This is a genomic window from uncultured Shewanella sp. (assembly GCF_947495455.1).
Lineage (GTDB): Bacteria > Pseudomonadota > Gammaproteobacteria > Enterobacterales > Shewanellaceae > Shewanella.
Genome location: NZ_CANLZC010000022.1, coordinates 32,685 through 50,347, shown reverse-complemented (window position 1 = coordinate 50,347; position 17,663 = coordinate 32,685). Strand labels below are relative to the sequence as shown.

General features: G+C 38.8%; 9 protein-coding genes. 4 read left to right on the top strand and 5 right to left on the bottom strand.

Annotated features, from left to right (window positions below; genetic code table 11):
* Positions 1–109: 109 nt before the first annotated feature.
* The 4 genes from Q0791_RS08355 to Q0791_RS08340 form a co-directional block, all read right to left on the bottom strand.
* On the bottom strand, positions 110–2,935 hold the full coding sequence (locus tag Q0791_RS08355; RefSeq protein ID WP_299004742.1) for a TonB-dependent receptor: 2,826 nt from the start codon (positions 2,933–2,935) through the stop codon (positions 110–112).
* Positions 2,936–4,117: 1,182 nt separating this feature from the next.
* Complete coding sequence (locus Q0791_RS08350; protein ID WP_299004740.1) at positions 4,118–6,904, bottom strand: TonB-dependent receptor; 2,787 nt, start codon at positions 6,902–6,904, stop codon at positions 4,118–4,120.
* A gap of 1,018 nt (positions 6,905–7,922) precedes the next feature.
* Positions 7,923–9,122: a porin gene (locus Q0791_RS08345; RefSeq protein WP_299004738.1), complete on the bottom strand. Its 1,200-nt coding sequence runs from the start codon at positions 9,120–9,122 to the stop codon at positions 7,923–7,925.
* A 250-nt stretch (positions 9,123–9,372) separates the two neighbouring features.
* The gene (locus tag Q0791_RS08340; protein ID WP_299004735.1) at positions 9,373–11,757 is read right to left on the bottom strand and encodes a DNA polymerase II; all 2,385 of its coding nucleotides are present in this window, start codon (positions 11,755–11,757) and stop codon (positions 9,373–9,375) included.
* Positions 11,758–11,925: 168 nt separating this feature from the next.
* On the opposite strand from Q0791_RS08340, the gene dinG reads away from it, so the two are divergent.
* The 4 genes from dinG to Q0791_RS08320 all read left to right on the top strand — a co-directional run bounded on the left by dinG (position 11,926) and on the right by Q0791_RS08320 (position 16,185).
* Positions 11,926–13,998, top strand: a complete 2,073-nt coding sequence (gene dinG, locus Q0791_RS08335; protein WP_299004770.1) for an ATP-dependent DNA helicase DinG — start codon at positions 11,926–11,928, stop codon at positions 13,996–13,998.
* Between the two features lie 8 nt (positions 13,999–14,006).
* Complete coding sequence (locus Q0791_RS08330; RefSeq protein WP_299004733.1) at positions 14,007–14,780, top strand: TSUP family transporter; 774 nt, start codon at positions 14,007–14,009, stop codon at positions 14,778–14,780.
* Complete coding sequence (locus Q0791_RS08325) at positions 14,777–15,442, top strand: primosomal replication protein (protein ID WP_299004731.1); 666 nt, start codon at positions 14,777–14,779, stop codon at positions 15,440–15,442. Before Q0791_RS08330 ends, Q0791_RS08325 begins: the two co-directional genes overlap by 4 nt.
* A gap of 68 nt (positions 15,443–15,510) precedes the next feature.
* The gene (locus Q0791_RS08320; RefSeq protein WP_299004729.1) at positions 15,511–16,185 is read left to right on the top strand and encodes a DUF2057 domain-containing protein; all 675 of its coding nucleotides are present in this window, start codon (positions 15,511–15,513) and stop codon (positions 16,183–16,185) included.
* Positions 16,186–16,246: 61 nt separating this feature from the next.
* On the opposite strand, the gene Q0791_RS08315 is transcribed toward Q0791_RS08320, so the two are convergent.
* Positions 16,247–17,644: a sugar porter family MFS transporter gene (locus tag Q0791_RS08315; RefSeq protein WP_299004727.1), complete on the bottom strand. Its 1,398-nt coding sequence runs from the start codon at positions 17,642–17,644 to the stop codon at positions 16,247–16,249.
* Positions 17,645–17,663: the final 19 nt, after the last annotated feature.

The window sequence follows — 17,663 nt, the reverse complement described above, 5'->3', positions numbered from 1 at the left end:
CATATAAGTAACACTTAACAAACAATTGTGTCAATTGTGAAGATTAAAAAACCGAGATCATTATTTCTCGGTTTTTTTCATTCGCAATGAATTTATCGCAATAATCTGATTAAAATTTTAACGTCACACCCGCATAGAAATAACGGCCCACAACGTCATAAGCATTCGTAGCAGTATTTGTTCCAGTATCACCTGAATATGTCCCTTGAGGTAGAATACGAGGTTGTTGATTAAAAATATTATTCACACCAGCATAAATATTATAGTTTTCATCAAATGTGTATCCCGCACTCAAGTCATGATAAAAAATAGCATCAACATTATTATAAGTCGTTAAAGGTAAACCATCGGTAAAGTTAAAATTAGAACCATCAACTGAATCCACAACTTCATCCCAATAACGAACTCGCCAGTTTACAGTAAAATCGCTGATATCATAACGTAAATCAAGATTCACTCTATGCTCTGGATAATCAACCTCACCCGCATAATCAACTGAGATACCATCAATAATGCCCGTTTGTTTCCATTCAAAAATATAATTCCATAATAGATGAGTACTAAATTCACCTTCACCTAACTCCAGTGCATAGTGAACCTCAGTGTCTAAACCTGATGTATCGATATTATTTTCATTTGAAGTCGATGAATTAACCTCAATCAATGCGCCGTTTTCATCACGAATAGCCGCACCATTACAATCGGAAGTAAACGTTGAAGTACTTTGTGAATAACAACGAGTCAAAACAACATCTCTGTCAGTAATATCAATCGCATCTTTAATGGAAATATTGTAATAGTCGACTGTGACAGCCAACTTCTCCATGGCTTGCCATACTAAACCTACACTATAACTATCTGCGGTTTCCGGTTGTACATCAGGATTTCCCCCCTCAACACCACCAGTACCTTGCAGCTCAGCTTGAGTTAATATAAATTCACCATCAGCAGTAATACGATCAGAAATGGCTTTAATTGAACGACAATTATCAGCAATAGTGCCTGTGGTACTTGCCGTTATTCCTGAACAAGGATCGGATACCGTTGCAAACGTTTCACCGTTACCCGCATATAAATCAGATACATTAGGTGTTCTAATCGCCCTTGCTGCCGACGCCCTTAACTTTAATTGATCAATCGGTGAATATTCAACCCCCACATTCCACGTCCAATCTCCTCCTGTAATAGAATTATCGGCCCAGCGCGCAGCTAAACTAATATCTAACTCTTCTAAAACAGGTAATACCGCTTCACCAAAAATATCATTGGTATGATATGAGCCATCCGTTGGATCAGATTGATTGGTTGAAGAAGCCCCCGTTTGTGCTAAGTCCGCTGGATTTTCAATACCGCTCTCTTCACGATATTCATAACCTACTGATAAACCAATGTAACCACCGGCCAACTCAACAGGTAATTCCCCCGAAAAAGAGGTACCAGCAATAGTTTGCTCCACTTGACTACTCGCATGTGCAGGAGAGCGAATATAATCAGCAGCACCAGTGCTAATCGTCCCTTCTCCAAACATATTCAAAGGCTCACATCCTTGCAGCACCGCTTGATTATCGGCACATACCAATTCACCCGTTGTTGCATCAGTGGTTACATTGAGTGCCTGATTGGCTCGCTCAATATTAATTTGCCCACCATTATCTTGAGCTGAATCTGTTCGTCCCCAGTTAAAATAAGTATTATTCGTCCATGTATCATTGACAGTCCAATCAAATCCTCCAACAACACGAATGGTATCTCGCTCTACATCAGTGCTGCGCGCGCCCACTTCAACCATACGACGCACAAAACTGGTTTCATTTAGGTTTGTAACCCCCAATTTATATAATTCACTACTTAATAAATCAGGTACCAATGGTGAATCATAGGCTAATCCCCCTGTGCCATTTCTATCTTTTAACCAAATGTCATTAACCACATCTAGTGGTGTCGGCTCAATAGTGGAACCATTGGTTTTAGTTGTATTCCAGTTGACTTCGCTGAAAAAAGAAACCTTATCATTGATCTCAAACGTCAACCCTGCTGCTACATATTTCCGTTCTAATGGAGTCATCAACTGGCGATATTCAGCACGGTTAAAAGAACTGCTACTAGTATAAGCTGTGCCATCACCATTAAATGAAGTGCCATCATAAGTTATTCGGCCTTGAGGTGGGTAAGAAGAGTTCACCTCCCCTACATATTCATTACCATTAGCATCTAAAAGAATCCCTTTATCGTTAGCGGAAAATGGGCGATCAACCGATTTAATGCCATCATCATAATCGACACCAAAGGCAACATAAGTATTACCGCCATCAAAATCTTTACCCGCTAAAATATTAACAGTGTTGGTATCACGATCATTTTCACTCGATGTGCCTGTTTGCGCATTAATATCAATACCATTGATATCCGTACGGGTAATAATATTGACCACCCCCGCCACCGCATCAGATCCATATACTGCTGACGATGCACTTTTTAAAATGTCGATACGTTGAATAATTGAAGTTGGGATTGAATTTAAATCGACCGCATAACCACTTCCTGGTGCCCTGCCAGAAACAAAACGACGTCCATTGACTAATACCAATGTTCTTTCATCGCCTAAATTCCGCAAAGATGTAGAGCTCAAACCCACGTCTACTGTTTGAAAAGCACTATTTGCAGTACTTCCATCCGCAATCGACACCGGAGATTGATTTAATAAATCAGCGACGTTGATTGCACCTGTAGCCTCTATATCGGCTCGCGTCATCGTTGTAATTGGAACGGATGTTTCCATGTCGGTTCGTTTAATACGCGAACCGGTTACAGAAATACGCTCAACGTTATCTTCTGTTTCAGCCGCTAATACCGGAAAAGAAAACGCACTCGCAGTGGCTCCTCCTATTAACACAAGTTTAATAGATTTTGTTATTGTTTTTTTATGAAACATCATCAATCTCCATGATTTTATGTATTTTTCCATAATCATCTACAACAATGACTCTGCAATAAATAATACTTAATTGATAACTCATTCAATCTATTGAGAAGCCATTAGATAACAAATAGGTCTTTTATTGATACCTTTTATGGTTATGTCTTTTTCTAGTTACATCTGCTTTTACTAAATAAAAAAGAGTATGTCTCTAAACTCTGTGCATAAACAGACTTTGTAAATAAACAGATTTTGTATATAAACAAAAGTACGTAAAGAAAACACCAAACAAGGATATAATTAACATTTGATAAATACATTTGTCAATTTTTAAAATTAAAAACATTGACTTGGAAAGATGTACATATATAAAAAATCAATATTTATTGAATAAATTATCAAGCTGACATTACCCCCCCATTCCATTGCATGAGTCTATGCATCTATAAAGAGGATATTTATATTCACAATAAAGTATTAATTATAAATAACGATGACCTAGGTATTCACACTCTTTTTAGCTATCCGCTTTAACTATCCACTACCTATTAACTTTTTTATCGAGTGTAACCTTATTAGAACAGATATTATTCACAAAATATTCAGATTTATTTTACTACGAACAGCCAGAATTATTCTTAAATAAATTCATTGAAATAGCATAAAAAATAAGGATTAATACGAGCTATCATTCAACTAAAATCAAATAAACAACACTCCAATAAAACATAAAATAAAACACAAAGCACTCAAGATTAAAATATGACTTAAATATAAAAAAAATAAAACACTCATTAGTTCGCATTCATTGACTTTTATAGCATAATTTAAATTAAACTTGATATGCACCTTTAAGTGTTAATACTTTAACACCAATACTTTAGTGCTAGTTAGGTATGATAAAAGTCATACTTATTTTGTTCAACTTATCATTTCAGAATGAATACACAATCAATGAATACTAATGGCTCATAATTGCATCATGCTGCATCACATCGAAAATAAAATTCACGTCAATAAAAGGTCAGTATCTTTAAATGAAAGCCATCTATTTAACAAAGCTTCTTTTCACCATATATAGTCATCACTAAGTGGACATAAACCTAAATCTAAATTCATATAATAAGTGAAATGAAGAATGTTAAATCATAAAAAAACGCCGCATAAAGCGACGTTTTGACTAACAAAGTAACGGCAAGGTTAGAACCTAACAGTTCCTCTTAGGTAATAGTAACGACCTAAGAAATCATAAGCTTCTGGTAAACTATTAGCTGAATTATAACCTGTATAATAAGGAGGTTGCTCATCAAATAAGTTATTTACACCCGCACCAAATGAAACGGTTTCATTAAGATTGTAAGTGGCTGATAGGTAATGATAAAAAACTGCATCCGTCGTTGGTGCATAGCACTCACTTGGATCATCTACACAAGCTAACGAATCCATACCATCGATATATCTAACTTGATAAGTCGCGCTCCAATCATCACCCGCAGCAGTGAGATTAAAGTTCGTCTTATACTTTGCATAAAAACCATCATTACTCGTAATCGTACCAGTATAATCTGTCACGTTACCATCTTGATCTGTTTTTTCAAACTTAGTGACAATTGTTGAATCAAGACTTGTTCTCCAATCAAGTCCTAAGCCTTCAAAAGTATAAGCAATATTAACATCAAAACCACTTGTACTTTCACCACCAACATTTTGCTGAAGGTTATCGAAAACAATCCGTCCACTGCTATCTAAGCCAATATTAGCAGTTTGACACATTTCTCTATCGGTATTAATTTTTGAACCATCAGCACTTAAACAGGTATTTGCAAGATAATTACTATCAATCATAGTAATAGCATTCGTAATATCAATGTCAAAGTAATCGACAGTAATAGATAAGTTATCGATAAAACTAGGTTCAATAACCGCACCTAATGTCGTAGTATTAGCTTCTTCTGGTGTTAAATTAGCATTACCACCAGTCGTTACCTCAGCTTGATCATATTCTGATGCTTCGTGTGTAATATATTCATAAGAAGGGCTCGCACCGCCATATAGTTCATCAACTGAAGGCGCTCTAAAAGCAGTCGAGCGAACCCCTCGTAACATGATGCTATCGTTAACCTTCCAAGTTAAACCTAACTTCCACGTATTATCATCACCAAAGGTATTGTAATCAAAGTAGCGAATAGCGGCACTTAAATCTACTTGCTCTGCTAGAGGTAATTCACTCAAAAGTGGCACAGCTAATTCAAGATATGCCGCTTTTACTGTATAAGAGCCTGACGTTGCTTCTTCAGCAGGATCGCTTCCATAACCTTGTGCAGTAATTGAATCAGGCGTTTTAGCTGCTGATTCCTTACGATGACTCACACCTGTGGCAAAACCTAACTCACCAGCAGGTAGCTCCATGATTTCACCAGACAAGTTGGCTGAATAAATATCCATCTCAGTGTAAGTTTTCTCTACTGAGGTATATTTATACTGTGCAATGTTATCGGCCGCCCAAGATGTTTGTAACACAGGATCAAATGTTTTCGCAGCAATATCATCAGCGATTGCAGACATATTATGCAGATTTTCTAACGTACTAGTCGCGTCATTACGGCCTTTGTTTAAGGACATATCCCATGTCCAGCCATTATCAAACTCACCTTCAAGACCTGCAACAATCCGAACTGTGTCAACAGATTGAGCAAAATTACGAGTCCCCGACTCAAGCATTCTGCGACTGTAAGAGACTTTTTCACCAGATTGAACACCCGTTAATGCTGGACTCATCCAACCTGTCGTATTCCCATCTGCTAAAGGAGCATAAATAAAACTCATACCTACTGGTTGAGGAGCCATTTGCTGACTCGACCAACGCTTGCTATACATGGCTTCAGTAAAGAAAGTCACTGAATCAAATAACTCATATGTTCCTGCAGCGGTTACGTTGATTCTCTCAAGCGGTGTTGATAAATAACTATATTCATTGTAATTGAACAAATCATTATCATCACTATCATAGTCATAAGTATGGTATTTACCATCACCATTACGGCCACTTAAGTCTGCAGGCCTTAAATTCTCATCATTCCAAGCAAACTTAGCATTACCCTTACCATCATCGATATAATGTCCGTAATATCCAGAATCCCCTATTGCATAAGTCGGCTCACCAGCGACTTCAGGTCCTGTAGGTGTAATACCAAAATTCTGCTCCCCTCTTACATGGCCACCAACTGACGTCGCGCTTCCACCACAATAGAGACCACTTAAGTCATCTTTTTCAGCTAATGGACAAGCAGAAAAATTACGATCTGCCTGACTTGCTTCACCACGATTTGTGTATTGAATGTTCATGACAAGGTTGCCCTTGTCAAAGCTACTCCCTATGGTGGCATCAATGATAGTTTCATCCCCATCACCATGCTCACTCACGCCCGTTTGAGCATTAAACTGAAAACCTTCAAAATCACGCTTTAGAATAATGTTGACTACACCCGCAATCGCATCTGAGCCATATGTCGCCGACGCGCCATCTTTCAATACTTCAATACGTTGTACCATAGACACAGGAATGGTATTTAAATCAACGGTAGAAGTTGCACCTGTTCCCGATGGGATCATACGTCGACCGTTCACTAATACTAATGTGCGCTCTTCACCTAAACCACGCAAGTTAACCGTTGCATTACCACGACCACCATTATTGGTCGTTGCACTTACCATAGCGCCACCAGCAGCCGTTAACTGCTGTAATACACCATCGATAGAAGTACTACCTAATGCCAAAATAGCAGACTCATCGATAACCGTCACTGGACTGGCTGTTTCCATGTCAGAGCGTTGAATGCGTGAACCTGTGACCGAAATGCGCTCCACTTTAGCCGCTTTTTCTTCTGCTTCTGCAGCAACAACGGACGGTGCAGTAATAGCACTGGCTGTCACTGCACTCATTAATGCAAACCGAACCGAATTGGCTAGATAATTATTCTTATACATATAGTCAATCTCCCTAGACTTTTTTTATTTTTTTAACGACTCAGATTTTTTAAAGTAACTTTGGGCCACATTTGATACATCTGATACATCGGGTACAGATAAAAACACAAAAAAAACATTTTATCAACAAAAAACCTTTTATAATCACAATGATTACTTAAGAGTGAGACTTATGTGAATAAAAACATGAAAGGGTCAAAAAAGATAAAATCACGCATTAGTTACAATAAATACCAGCTAGCAAGCACTTATAATATTAGGAAAAACTGTCTAAGCCACCGAAAAGAATTTTATCAACCACTTGATATAAAACATAAAATATCAATACCACCTCAAAATGTGAAGCATTCAACATAAAGATTGCTATTGGAGTAATACTTAAGATCCCACATTAAATAATGAATACCAAATGACTAGCACCAGAAAAACCAGCACCAAATAGCTAATACTAAAGATGCACTCAAAGAAGCAAACAAGATAAAAACGGAAGGGCAAAAGATAAAGGACAAAGGGCAAATGCTGTACTCTTTTGCAAATTTGCAAAGATGATCCAGAAGATTAATTTTAAGCCGCTAAAGCACAAAAATCATTCACAGCATTAACCTATATCAACTTGAAATCACTCAACTGTTTATTGAACTGTTCAATAACTTATCATCATTTAATAAAACAGTTCTTCCCTCAATCGGAATGATTCGAGTTTCTTGCAACCTAGTGAGCTTGCCAGCTTCGCTGAGCAAGTAAATTACCACCTTATAAAAAAGGTGGCTTTGTGTAACCCCCTAAAAGGCGCCTGTGTTTAACCCAGCGCTAACTATTGCTATTCTGGAAGCATGATTGTATCTACTCATGTTATTTGTCCTCTCTGACTTCGATAAAAATCAACAGAGCATTAAACATGAGTTGAACTACAGCAACCCCTAACCGAATGATAATCACCTACTGAAGCAGGTGTTTTAGGCTTAAAACAAAAAAGCACCCTTAAAGGGTGCTCATTAATAAGCCTTATAAAAGAGGCTTATAAGTAGTAGCGTACACCTAGTGCAACCGCATCACTCTCATCATTATCCATCAAAGTTTGAACGGCTGCTGTATTGCTCTTTGAATTACTTAAGTCTTTACGCGCTTCAACATAAACCACTGTCTTAGGCGTCCAGACATAGTGCAATCCGACAACGAAGAATTCGCGCTTAAAGGTATCACCACTGTAATCATCACCATAACTGCCATCTGCTTTTAGCACGTTATAAGCAACAACCGGACGTAAACCATTTTCAAACTTATAAGAGATCAAAGACTCTAAACCAACCGCTTCTGGGATTAAACGGCCCGCTGGATCTGTGTCATGATATTTTTGTTGGTTAACGTTTGCTGCGGCATAAAAACCTTCACCATTCCAGCTACCATAAGTGGCACCAGCGCCATAAATTGAATCCGTATAGTTATGCTTAGTCCAAGCTGAACGACTAGACCCTACATCACCTGTCCATGCATCAAACTCACCTCGGTTTCCACCCGCAGTTAACACAAAATTATCTGTCACTTGGTAAGTCATCGAAATACCATAAGTGTTATCATAATCCAGTTCCTGTACGCTCTGAGAGGTCACAAATAAACTGCTATTATCAACTTCGGTATTGGTCGTAAAGGTATCTTGTTTCAGCTGCCCTTGTAATGCAAAACTAAAATTACCAAAAGCATTACGATACTGTACGGCTTTATCGGCACGACCCGTACCATTAATGCCACCATCGGTCGCATTGTAGCTATAAGTTCCTGAGGTGTTACCGTCCCAACCTAAAAGGTTAGTGTTATACACCACATCATACCAAACACCCCATTGCTTACCGATGGCTACCGAACCATAAGTGTCATTACTCAGGCCCACATAACCTAAACGGTTAGATAAAAAATCACTATCATTAGATGTCAACCCATCACTACCGTTATAATTGACTTCCGTGTTCCCCACCATGTTGACGGCCCACTCAAGTTTTGAAAACGCTTTCCAGTCATGGGTCAATTGACGAGTAAAATTGAAATTGATACGAGTCGAGCCATTAGATACGTCAGTTTCACCTTGGTTATTCAGTACCCTTGCATCGATCCAACCGCCGATGCCAACTGCATTTTTATTATCTTTATAAATTTCAATTGCTGATGCTGATGGAACAAAAATAACTGCTGCTAATGCCGATGCAACGAGAGTCTTTTTCATATGATCCCTAACCTTATTTGTTTTTAGTATAATTAAAATTTGTTTTTAATATTTAACTTATTTTAATCATTCCGTTGTTTTTTCGCGTCCTTCGTTGCTTTGAATGTTAGCAACAAATAAGTCTCTACTTAAAGACGAATATTACAAAAAACTGAGATTTCCGCATCACGTTAACTAAAGAAACCATGCCACACCATGCAATAAAACCAAATTAAAACACTCAAAAACACTTTTAGCAACATAATAACATTTAAATTAACATTATTTGGTTACTAGCAACCTCGCTAAAGCTTTTATTTAGGATTGTCAGTACAGGTTCAGCAATTGGAGCCAATTGTTTTGCGACATAATAATCAAAATCGATTCTAGATCGCCTCAAACCAACCGGCTCCGCCCCATTGACTGTCATCACATAATCAACTCGCGTACCTTTTTTTAAATAATGAGTCTCTTTTGTCCATTGAGATAAGCGCTTTGCGGCATCAAGATGCGGTGCTGACTTGATTTTGTAATCACCTACATCTCTTTTTAATCGTTTAGTAAACACCAGCTCCTCATTTAGCTGCCCACTTGTTAAATTATGTAACGTTTCCCTCAAAAAAAGAACAACATCTTGCCCCTGAAATAACCTTAAATAAAGTTCATATTGAACACGTTTTGCAATTGGGCTCCAATCACTTCGCACTTGTTCCATCCCCTTAAAAACCATATTAAGGGAATCATCGCTACGAGCCGTCGCGCCCACATAACGCTTTTTCGACCCTTCCTTTGAATCACGTAATGTAGGCATAAAAAAGTGCTGATAATGGCATTCGTATTCTAATTCTAAAAAACTGTCCAATTGCCATTCTCGATTAAGCTTACTTGACCACTTATCGGTTATCCTTTTCGCTAACTGCAAACCTAACTCATCGATCCCTTGTTGAGATTCTGGAGGATTATCACCTAACCAGACAAAAGTAGAGTCCGTATCACCATAAATCACTTGATAACCCATATTCTGAATCCAAGTTCGAGTTTGTTTCATGATTTCATGCCCCCGTAAAGTGATTGAACTGGCGAGTCGAGGATCATGAAACACACATCCACGCGATCCTAACACACCATAAAATGAATTCATGATGATTTTAATCGCTTGGGATAAGGGGGCGTTATTGTCACATTTAGCTTTTTCTCTTTGTATCGCGAGATTGGATACTATTTTAGGTAAAATCGCATTGTGCCGTGAGAACTTTGCGCCTAAAAAGCCTTTCACAGTTTCTTCTTCCTTTACGCTTTCTCCTTCTATTAACCCTTTAGGATCAATTAAAAAACTGCGTATAATTGATGGGTATAAGCTTTTAAAATCTAGCACTAATACATCTTTATATAACCCAGGCCTAGAATCCATGACATATCCCCCTGGACTGTCTGGCAATGCACTATTTGGCATGACGGGCGCAACATAACCTGCGCGATGTAAATGAGGCAAATACAAAAAATTAAACGCCGCTACTGAGCCTCCCACACGTCCCAGTTCAAGTCCTGTTAATTTTGCTCTTTCAATGGCAAAATCAAAAAGTTGCGTCTTTTCAAAAATATCCCAAACTAATCGACTATCGGTGATATTATAATGCGCAAGGGCTATTTTATCCTGCTGAAAAAGCAATACAATTTCGTCAAGTCGATTATCCACCTGATGAATCGCTTTCCCTTCACCTAATAACGCATGGGCGACAAAATCCAATGAATATCGTTCAAATTGATAAAAAGCCGCTTTTAACCAGTCAATGCCCTCTAAAACAACACGCCCCGGTAATAACAAGGTTTCAGGACGATATTTGTCTGCCACTTTCCATCCCATCTCATGGCCGCCTCGGCCGATAGTCAGTGGAATACCATGACGTTTGGCACGCTTATAAAGCAGTGCTAAATCAAAATTCACCACAGACCAACCAATAACAAAGTCAGGATCATAGACGTTAAACCAGTGAATAAGTGCATAGATCAATGCCACTTCATTTTCAACCCACTGAATATAATCGATTGACTTATCAAACTGCTGGTATTTTCCGACCATCAACACTTTCTGATAAACTGTGCCGTTCGGCGCTTTGCCATATAAGGCAACACTGTAAAGCTCGCCTTGTGGGCTGCATTCAAAATCCAGCGAAACCGCTTTAAAAGCTAATTTCATATTAGATTGCCGTGCTTTATTCGCGATAAAAACATCACCTAACTCAGAATGCTGGCTATCATACCCTCTAAATTCGACATCTAAGGTCACAAATCGCTCCATCAGGAATCGAGTTTCAGCCTTAATATCTGACTCATATAAGATAATACCCGCATCTGTTGCCACTCGAGTCAATTGACGGTGAAGTGAAACCGTAGAAGAGTAAACAGCAGAAACATCGTCATGATTAAAATTTTTAAGAGGTACCGCCTGTACTCGAATGCTTCGCCCTTGCATTAAAGCCTGAATACGTTTTGCATCACGGGTTTGACAAAAACAGACAATGTCATCTTTCACCAATACTTGTCTGGCACCAGTGACAGTTTGAATATAATACTGTAAATAATAATCATCATGATAATGAACGCCCTGACGGGTCAGCACTCGTCCTTTGATACTTACGACTGGCATTTCACTCATGGGCTATTTTCGCTCAACTTCAAACGTCATCATTCAAATTATTCCCTATACAAAGACCGCTTTCAGGAAGGCCAAACTAGAAAAGTCTATATTTAACATTTAAAAGCTTCTTAGACTATGCATTCACTGTTATTATATACAGCATTATTTCTTTTTGTTTGTAAAATCATGTTATCGGCAGATGTCAAAACCCAAATACGCTCCATTTATAAAGGTATTGCAGACACACTTCCTCACTTTTGTCCGCGCAAAGAACAAAATTATATCGTCGCTGAGATATCAAAAACCTTAGCGGGTGAATATGATAAACACAGGCGTATTATTGTCGTTGAAGCCGGTACAGGCATAGGTAAATCATTAGCTTATTTACTCGGTACGATACCACTGGCACTGGCACACAAAAAGAAAATTTGTATTGCGACTGCCACCGTTGCTTTACAAGAACAACTCCTACAAAAAGATCTGCCTTTTTTTCGTGAGCAATCGAATTTGGATTTTAAGTATGGCCTAGTCAAAGGCCGCCAACGTTATGTGTGTTTATCTAAACTCACCATGATGGTTGAACAAACCAATACAACTCAAATGGCGCTGTGGCAAACAAAACCCGATCCTCACCAGTTAGGTACACTAAAGGCCTTACTTGATGACTACAACCAACAAAAGTGGAACGGTGAAAGAGATACATTAAACCAACCGTTGGCGGAACATTTATGGCAACAAATTGCGTGTGATAAACACAGCTGCCACAAACAACATACCAGCCATCGACATTGCCCTTTTCACAAAGCGCGAGAAGATCTGGATACTTGGGATGTGCTCATTGCTAATCACAGTTTATTACTCGCGGATTTAGAATTAGGAGGGGGGGTCATTTTACCTGAACCTGACAACCTCTTTTATATCATAGATGAAGCCCACCATCTTCCTAATGTCGCCCGTGACTTTAGTAGCGCTCAAGCCACATTGCGTGGGGCAATTGATTGGTTAGATAAAATGAGTAAAACCTGTGCAAAGCTTCAAAACCAAATTAAAAGCGAGGCTATCATCGCACCAGCACAGGCCTTGGAAGATCATATTGCCGACCTCAGTACCCAACTCACTCAAATTGCTGCTTATTGCGATGCTCAAAACGCTCGCTTTGATAATCCTGAAAATCGATTTCGCTTTGAACATGGTATTTTACCTGAAGGCTTGCTCATTCAAGCTGAAAATGCCGCCACAGCGTCTAATAATGCACTGAAACAATTTAACAAGATGTTGTCCTTGCTCAATGAAGCCATTAAAGATGGCGATATTGCCAAACATCAATCAGAAGCCTTATTGTCTGAAACAGGGTTTATGCTACAGCGCCTAGAAAACCTGCAAAAACTGTGGAAAATGATGGCAAAAAAAGATAATCCTCAAGGCGCGCCTCAAGCAAGATGGATAGAGCAGTTAACTGGAAAGCAAAATGACTATTTGTTTAATGCCTCTCCCATTGAAGTGGGCTTCATGCTGGAATCATTATTATGGGAAAAAGCGGCTGGAGTGGTATTGTGTAGTGCCACATTAAGAGCATTAAATAACTTCAATCACTTTACTCAGCAAGTCGGCTTATCCCTCAACGATGGCAGTCGCTATTTAGCCATGAATTCACCTTTTGATTTTGAAAACAATGCCACTTTATATTTGCCTAAGATGGACAATGAGCCCACTCATGAAGCCTTCACTGAAGAGCTGGCTAAAAAAATTATCACCTTAATTGAAGATGAGCAAGCCACCCTAGTTTTATTTGCTTCTTATTGGCAAATGGAAAAAGTCGCTGGACTGATAGGATCTAAGCTTCCACATCCACTTCTCATTCAAGGCACCGCATCAAGACAAGCCATTTTATCAGCTCACAAAAAGCGCTGTGATGAACAAAAATCGAGTGTTATTTTTGGAACCGGTAGTTTTTCTGAAGGATTAGATTTACCCGGTGATTACTTAACGAATTTGATTATCACTAAGCTGCCTTTTGCTGTTCCCACCTCTCCCGTTGAACAAGCACATGCAGAATATATTAAAATAAAGGGGGGAAATCCTTTCTTGCAACTGACTATTCCAGATGCTTCGCGTAAACTAGTACAAAGTTGCGGTCGCTTATTACGCAAAGAGCAAGATTATGGACGGATCACCATTTTAGATAGGCGATTAGTCAGCAAACGCTATGGGAAGTCTTTACTCAATTCTCTCCCACCATTTAGACAAGTCATCGAATAGGAAACCTTTTGGATTTATTACTTGAGCCTCACTCTTGGGCGATTTTGGCATTAATCGGGTTTATCGCAGGGTTCATTGATGCTGTTGTCGGTGGCGGTGGGCTGCTATCGATCCCTGCATTACTCACAATGGGGATCAATCCTCATATGGCCTTAGGCACCAATAAACTCGCTGCTTCCTTTGGCTCCTCCATGGCAGCTTTTACCTATTATAAACAAAAGTTATTCTCTCCAACCCTTTGGTATCACAGCTTTATCGCCGTTTTTATTGGGGCTGTTGTTGGCACAGTTTTAGTTACTCTTATCAATAATGCATGGTTAGAAAAAGCCTTGCCTTTAATCATCATCATTATTGCACTCTATACCTTACTGCAGCCCAATGCGATGGGAGACAAAAACCTAACAGTGCCCAAGCGCCCTGCCCCCCGTCTAAAACAATGGTTACAAGCCATTCCATTAGGGTTTTACGATGGATTTGCAGGTCCAGGTACAGGGGCATTTTGGACAGTTTCAAGCAGTCGTCTTCATCAATTACCTTTACTTCATTGCTGCGGTCTTGCCCGTGCCATGACTTTTACCAGTAATGTGACTTCATTGCTGATCTTTTTCATATTACAGAAAGTGGATATCCCTTTGGGTCTTTCCATGGGGGTTTGCATGATGTTAGGCGCTTATATTGGCGCGCATTCCGCCATTAAATTTGGATTTCCTTTTATTCGTCCTTTGTTTATTACGATTATTATCATCATTGCCGCTAAGCTCACTTGGAGTGCATGGATATGACAAAAAATGAGTTAATGAATAAACTGAAGCAACAACTTAAACGCCTTGAACAAGATGTCCTTCAACATGATAGTCAACTACCTAAAACACAACAAAAAATGCTACTGGATATCGAACGTTTTAATCGTTCTCTATTTATTCAATCAGGTGCCAAGTTGTTTCCCTGTATTGAACAAATTGCAAAAAACATCGAACAGCTGGAAAAACAGTTTACTTTTAAGCTGGCTCAACAAACCATGCTATATCATTGCCAACGGATCCAAGATCAATTTACTGCGGTAAAACGAGCCTTGCAAGCCACTCCTTTAGATATAAAAACAGCGCAACATAAAAAAACAATCAAACGCAAAATGGCCGTGAAACGTCACCAATTAGCTCACCAAGAAAGCGGCTTCAGCTGGATAGCTTCCCATGTGATGCAAAATAGTCATAAACTCTATGAGGAACTCAATAAGCATTTAAATTGGCAAAAGAAAATGCAATATAAAATTGATATATTGCAATCAGAATTAGCCCATTGCCATGAAAGTGACAAAATCACTCGGCAAAATGAAATCCTGTTACTGCATCGACGGTTAGGTAAGTGTCGTCAAGCCATTACTTACATCGAAGAGCGGATCCAGCTTTATGAAAGACCAAACAAAAATCGAAATTACTCATAAAATATGTCATGATAATTTCGCCACATAACAATAATAATTGAAAAGTGTTAGCGCTTTAAGGAATGAATATGAAATCAATACGTATTATCACTGCTTTACTTGTCCTTCTAACAAGTACCTCTAGCCTAGCGTCCAGCTTAACCATTCCAATGTCGTTTGAATATTTAGCAATTGATGGTCAAAAAATTAAAACGAACTTTTTTACTCATAAATCTACCCTTAAATTACAACCTGGCACTCATAAAATTGCGATTCGATATAGCGATATGATTGAAGATGATTACAGCGATAGTGAGTACAGAGTCGAGTCTTCGCCTTTTATTGTGACGTTAAACGTCATTGAAGGTAGCAAGTATCAACTAGAACCTGTCGGTGGCTTGCCAGTGAAAGATCCCAAAACTTTCTCAAAATCTCCTCAAGTGGTGATTAAACAAAATAATAAAGAGAAAGTTGATTTTCAAGTCAAACAGACTAACTTCACTGAAGAAAGCCTTGTATCCCAACTATTTACTCGAAATAAACAAGAAACCAGCCCGACAGCTGCCGCAACTGCGGCGACAATGAAAGGCCATTCACAAGCCATAGTAACAACGCCTTCACCACACGATCCACTCAACCTTGCCACTGAGCCAACATCGAGTCAATCAGCAAAAGAGGCACAACAAATGTTAAAATATTGGTGGAAACAAGCCGATGAACCCACAAGAAAAGCCTTTATGAGCTGGGCTATTCAACAAATGTAAGCTCATTTTTACCATTGAGCACTCAAGCATCGAGTGCTCAAATGTTGAAGTTCAGCCACTTTCAACTCTCCATTGATTCTAGTTTTTTTCCTTTTGTTTCATATACGTATTTATAAACAAAAATAATGGATAACAATGCCATTAAGGTATACAGAATATAAGCGTTCATAAGACCCCAGAAGGTCAAAAGAACAATAAAAAGGGTCACTGTGAGTAAATTTGCGCTCCACAAAGCCATTCCACAGATAGCTAAAGCTGAACCTCTTATTTGATGAGGAAACATCTCCCCTAATAACACCCACATCACAGGTCCCCATGACAAGCTAAAAAAGAACACATAAGCATTCGTAGCGATAATAATTATCCAGTCAGTGTGCTCCAGTAAGAAGGCTTTCGGTATTCCACTCTCTTTCTGAAAGAAAACAAATAACAACACAGCTAACGATACTGTCATTCCAACTGAACCAACCAGTAAGAATATCTTACGTCCCCACCTATCTATAAAGATTAAGGTAAACAAACAAGCCACTAAAGAAATAACAGCAAGAATAATATTAAATAACAAACCATCGGTTTCAGAAAAACCCACGGCCTGCCAAAAAATAACACCATAGTAATAATAAATATTAATTCCCGTGATCTGCTGAAAAACAGCAAGACCTAACCCAACCCAAACAACCTTCTTCATTCTTCCTGTTGTTTGATCTTTTAAATCAGAAAATCGAGGTAAATGCGCTTCGGATAAAGTCAATGAAATCTCGAGATACATGGCTTCACCAATGAATCTGCCATAAAGACGCGTTAATACTGTTATGGCTTTTTGATGCTGTCCATGTAACACTAAATAGCGAGGGCTTTCAGGGATAAATAATAACCCCACGAGAAAAATAAACGATGGCAGCAACTCAACCCAAAACATCCAACGCCACGCAGCGTATTCAAACCAGAATACTTGATTTACCCCGCCCGCCACATTCACTAAAACATAATTACTAGCAAACGCAACTAATAAACCAATAATAACGGCGACTTGTAGAATAGCGCCTAGCGAACCACGATAACGCGCTGGGGCAACCTCGGCTATGTACATAGGAACGATAACAGATGCCGCTCCCGCCCCCAACCCACCCAAAGATCGATATAAAATAAAGGCTTCTTGTGTGTCGGATATACCAGAGCCCCAAGCACTGACCATAAATAATAATGCGATAATCAATAATATTGAACGACGACCATATACATCGGCCAAATGGCCCGCAAAAAAAGCCCCAATAGCACAACTCACAAGCATAGAAGCGACGTTAACACTCAACCCAGTATAATGAGAATTAAATGCCAGCTCTAATCCGCCCCAAGTGCCATTTATCACTCCAGTGTAAAAACCAAATAAAGATGATGCAATTGACACAATAAAGCAAATTAATATAATAAAAAGCATTCGTTCGTTGTTATGTGTCATACCATTACCTAATCGAATT

Bases quoted from the DNA above. Each gene is read 5' to 3' on its own strand.
- Q0791_RS08320 (WP_299004729.1), top strand. From the start codon at position 15,511: ATGAAATCAATACGTATTATCACTGCTTTACTTGTCCTTCTAACAAGT.
- Q0791_RS08325 (WP_299004731.1), top strand. From the start codon at position 14,777: ATGACAAAAAATGAGTTAATGAATAAACTGAAGCAACAACTTAAACGC.
- dinG (WP_299004770.1), top strand. From the start codon at position 11,926: ATGTTATCGGCAGATGTCAAAACCCAAATACGCTCCATTTATAAAGGT.
- Q0791_RS08350 (WP_299004740.1), bottom strand. From the start codon at position 6,904: ATGTATAAGAATAATTATCTAGCCAATTCGGTTCGGTTTGCATTAATG.
- Q0791_RS08355 (WP_299004742.1), bottom strand. From the start codon at position 2,935: ATGATGTTTCATAAAAAAACAATAACAAAATCTATTAAACTTGTGTTA.
- Q0791_RS08315 (WP_299004727.1), bottom strand. From the start codon at position 17,644: ATGACACATAACAACGAACGAATGCTTTTTATTATATTAATTTGCTTT.
- Q0791_RS08345 (WP_299004738.1), bottom strand. From the start codon at position 9,122: ATGAAAAAGACTCTCGTTGCATCGGCATTAGCAGCAGTTATTTTTGTT.
- Q0791_RS08340 (WP_299004735.1), bottom strand. From the start codon at position 11,757: ATGAGTGAAATGCCAGTCGTAAGTATCAAAGGACGAGTGCTGACCCGT.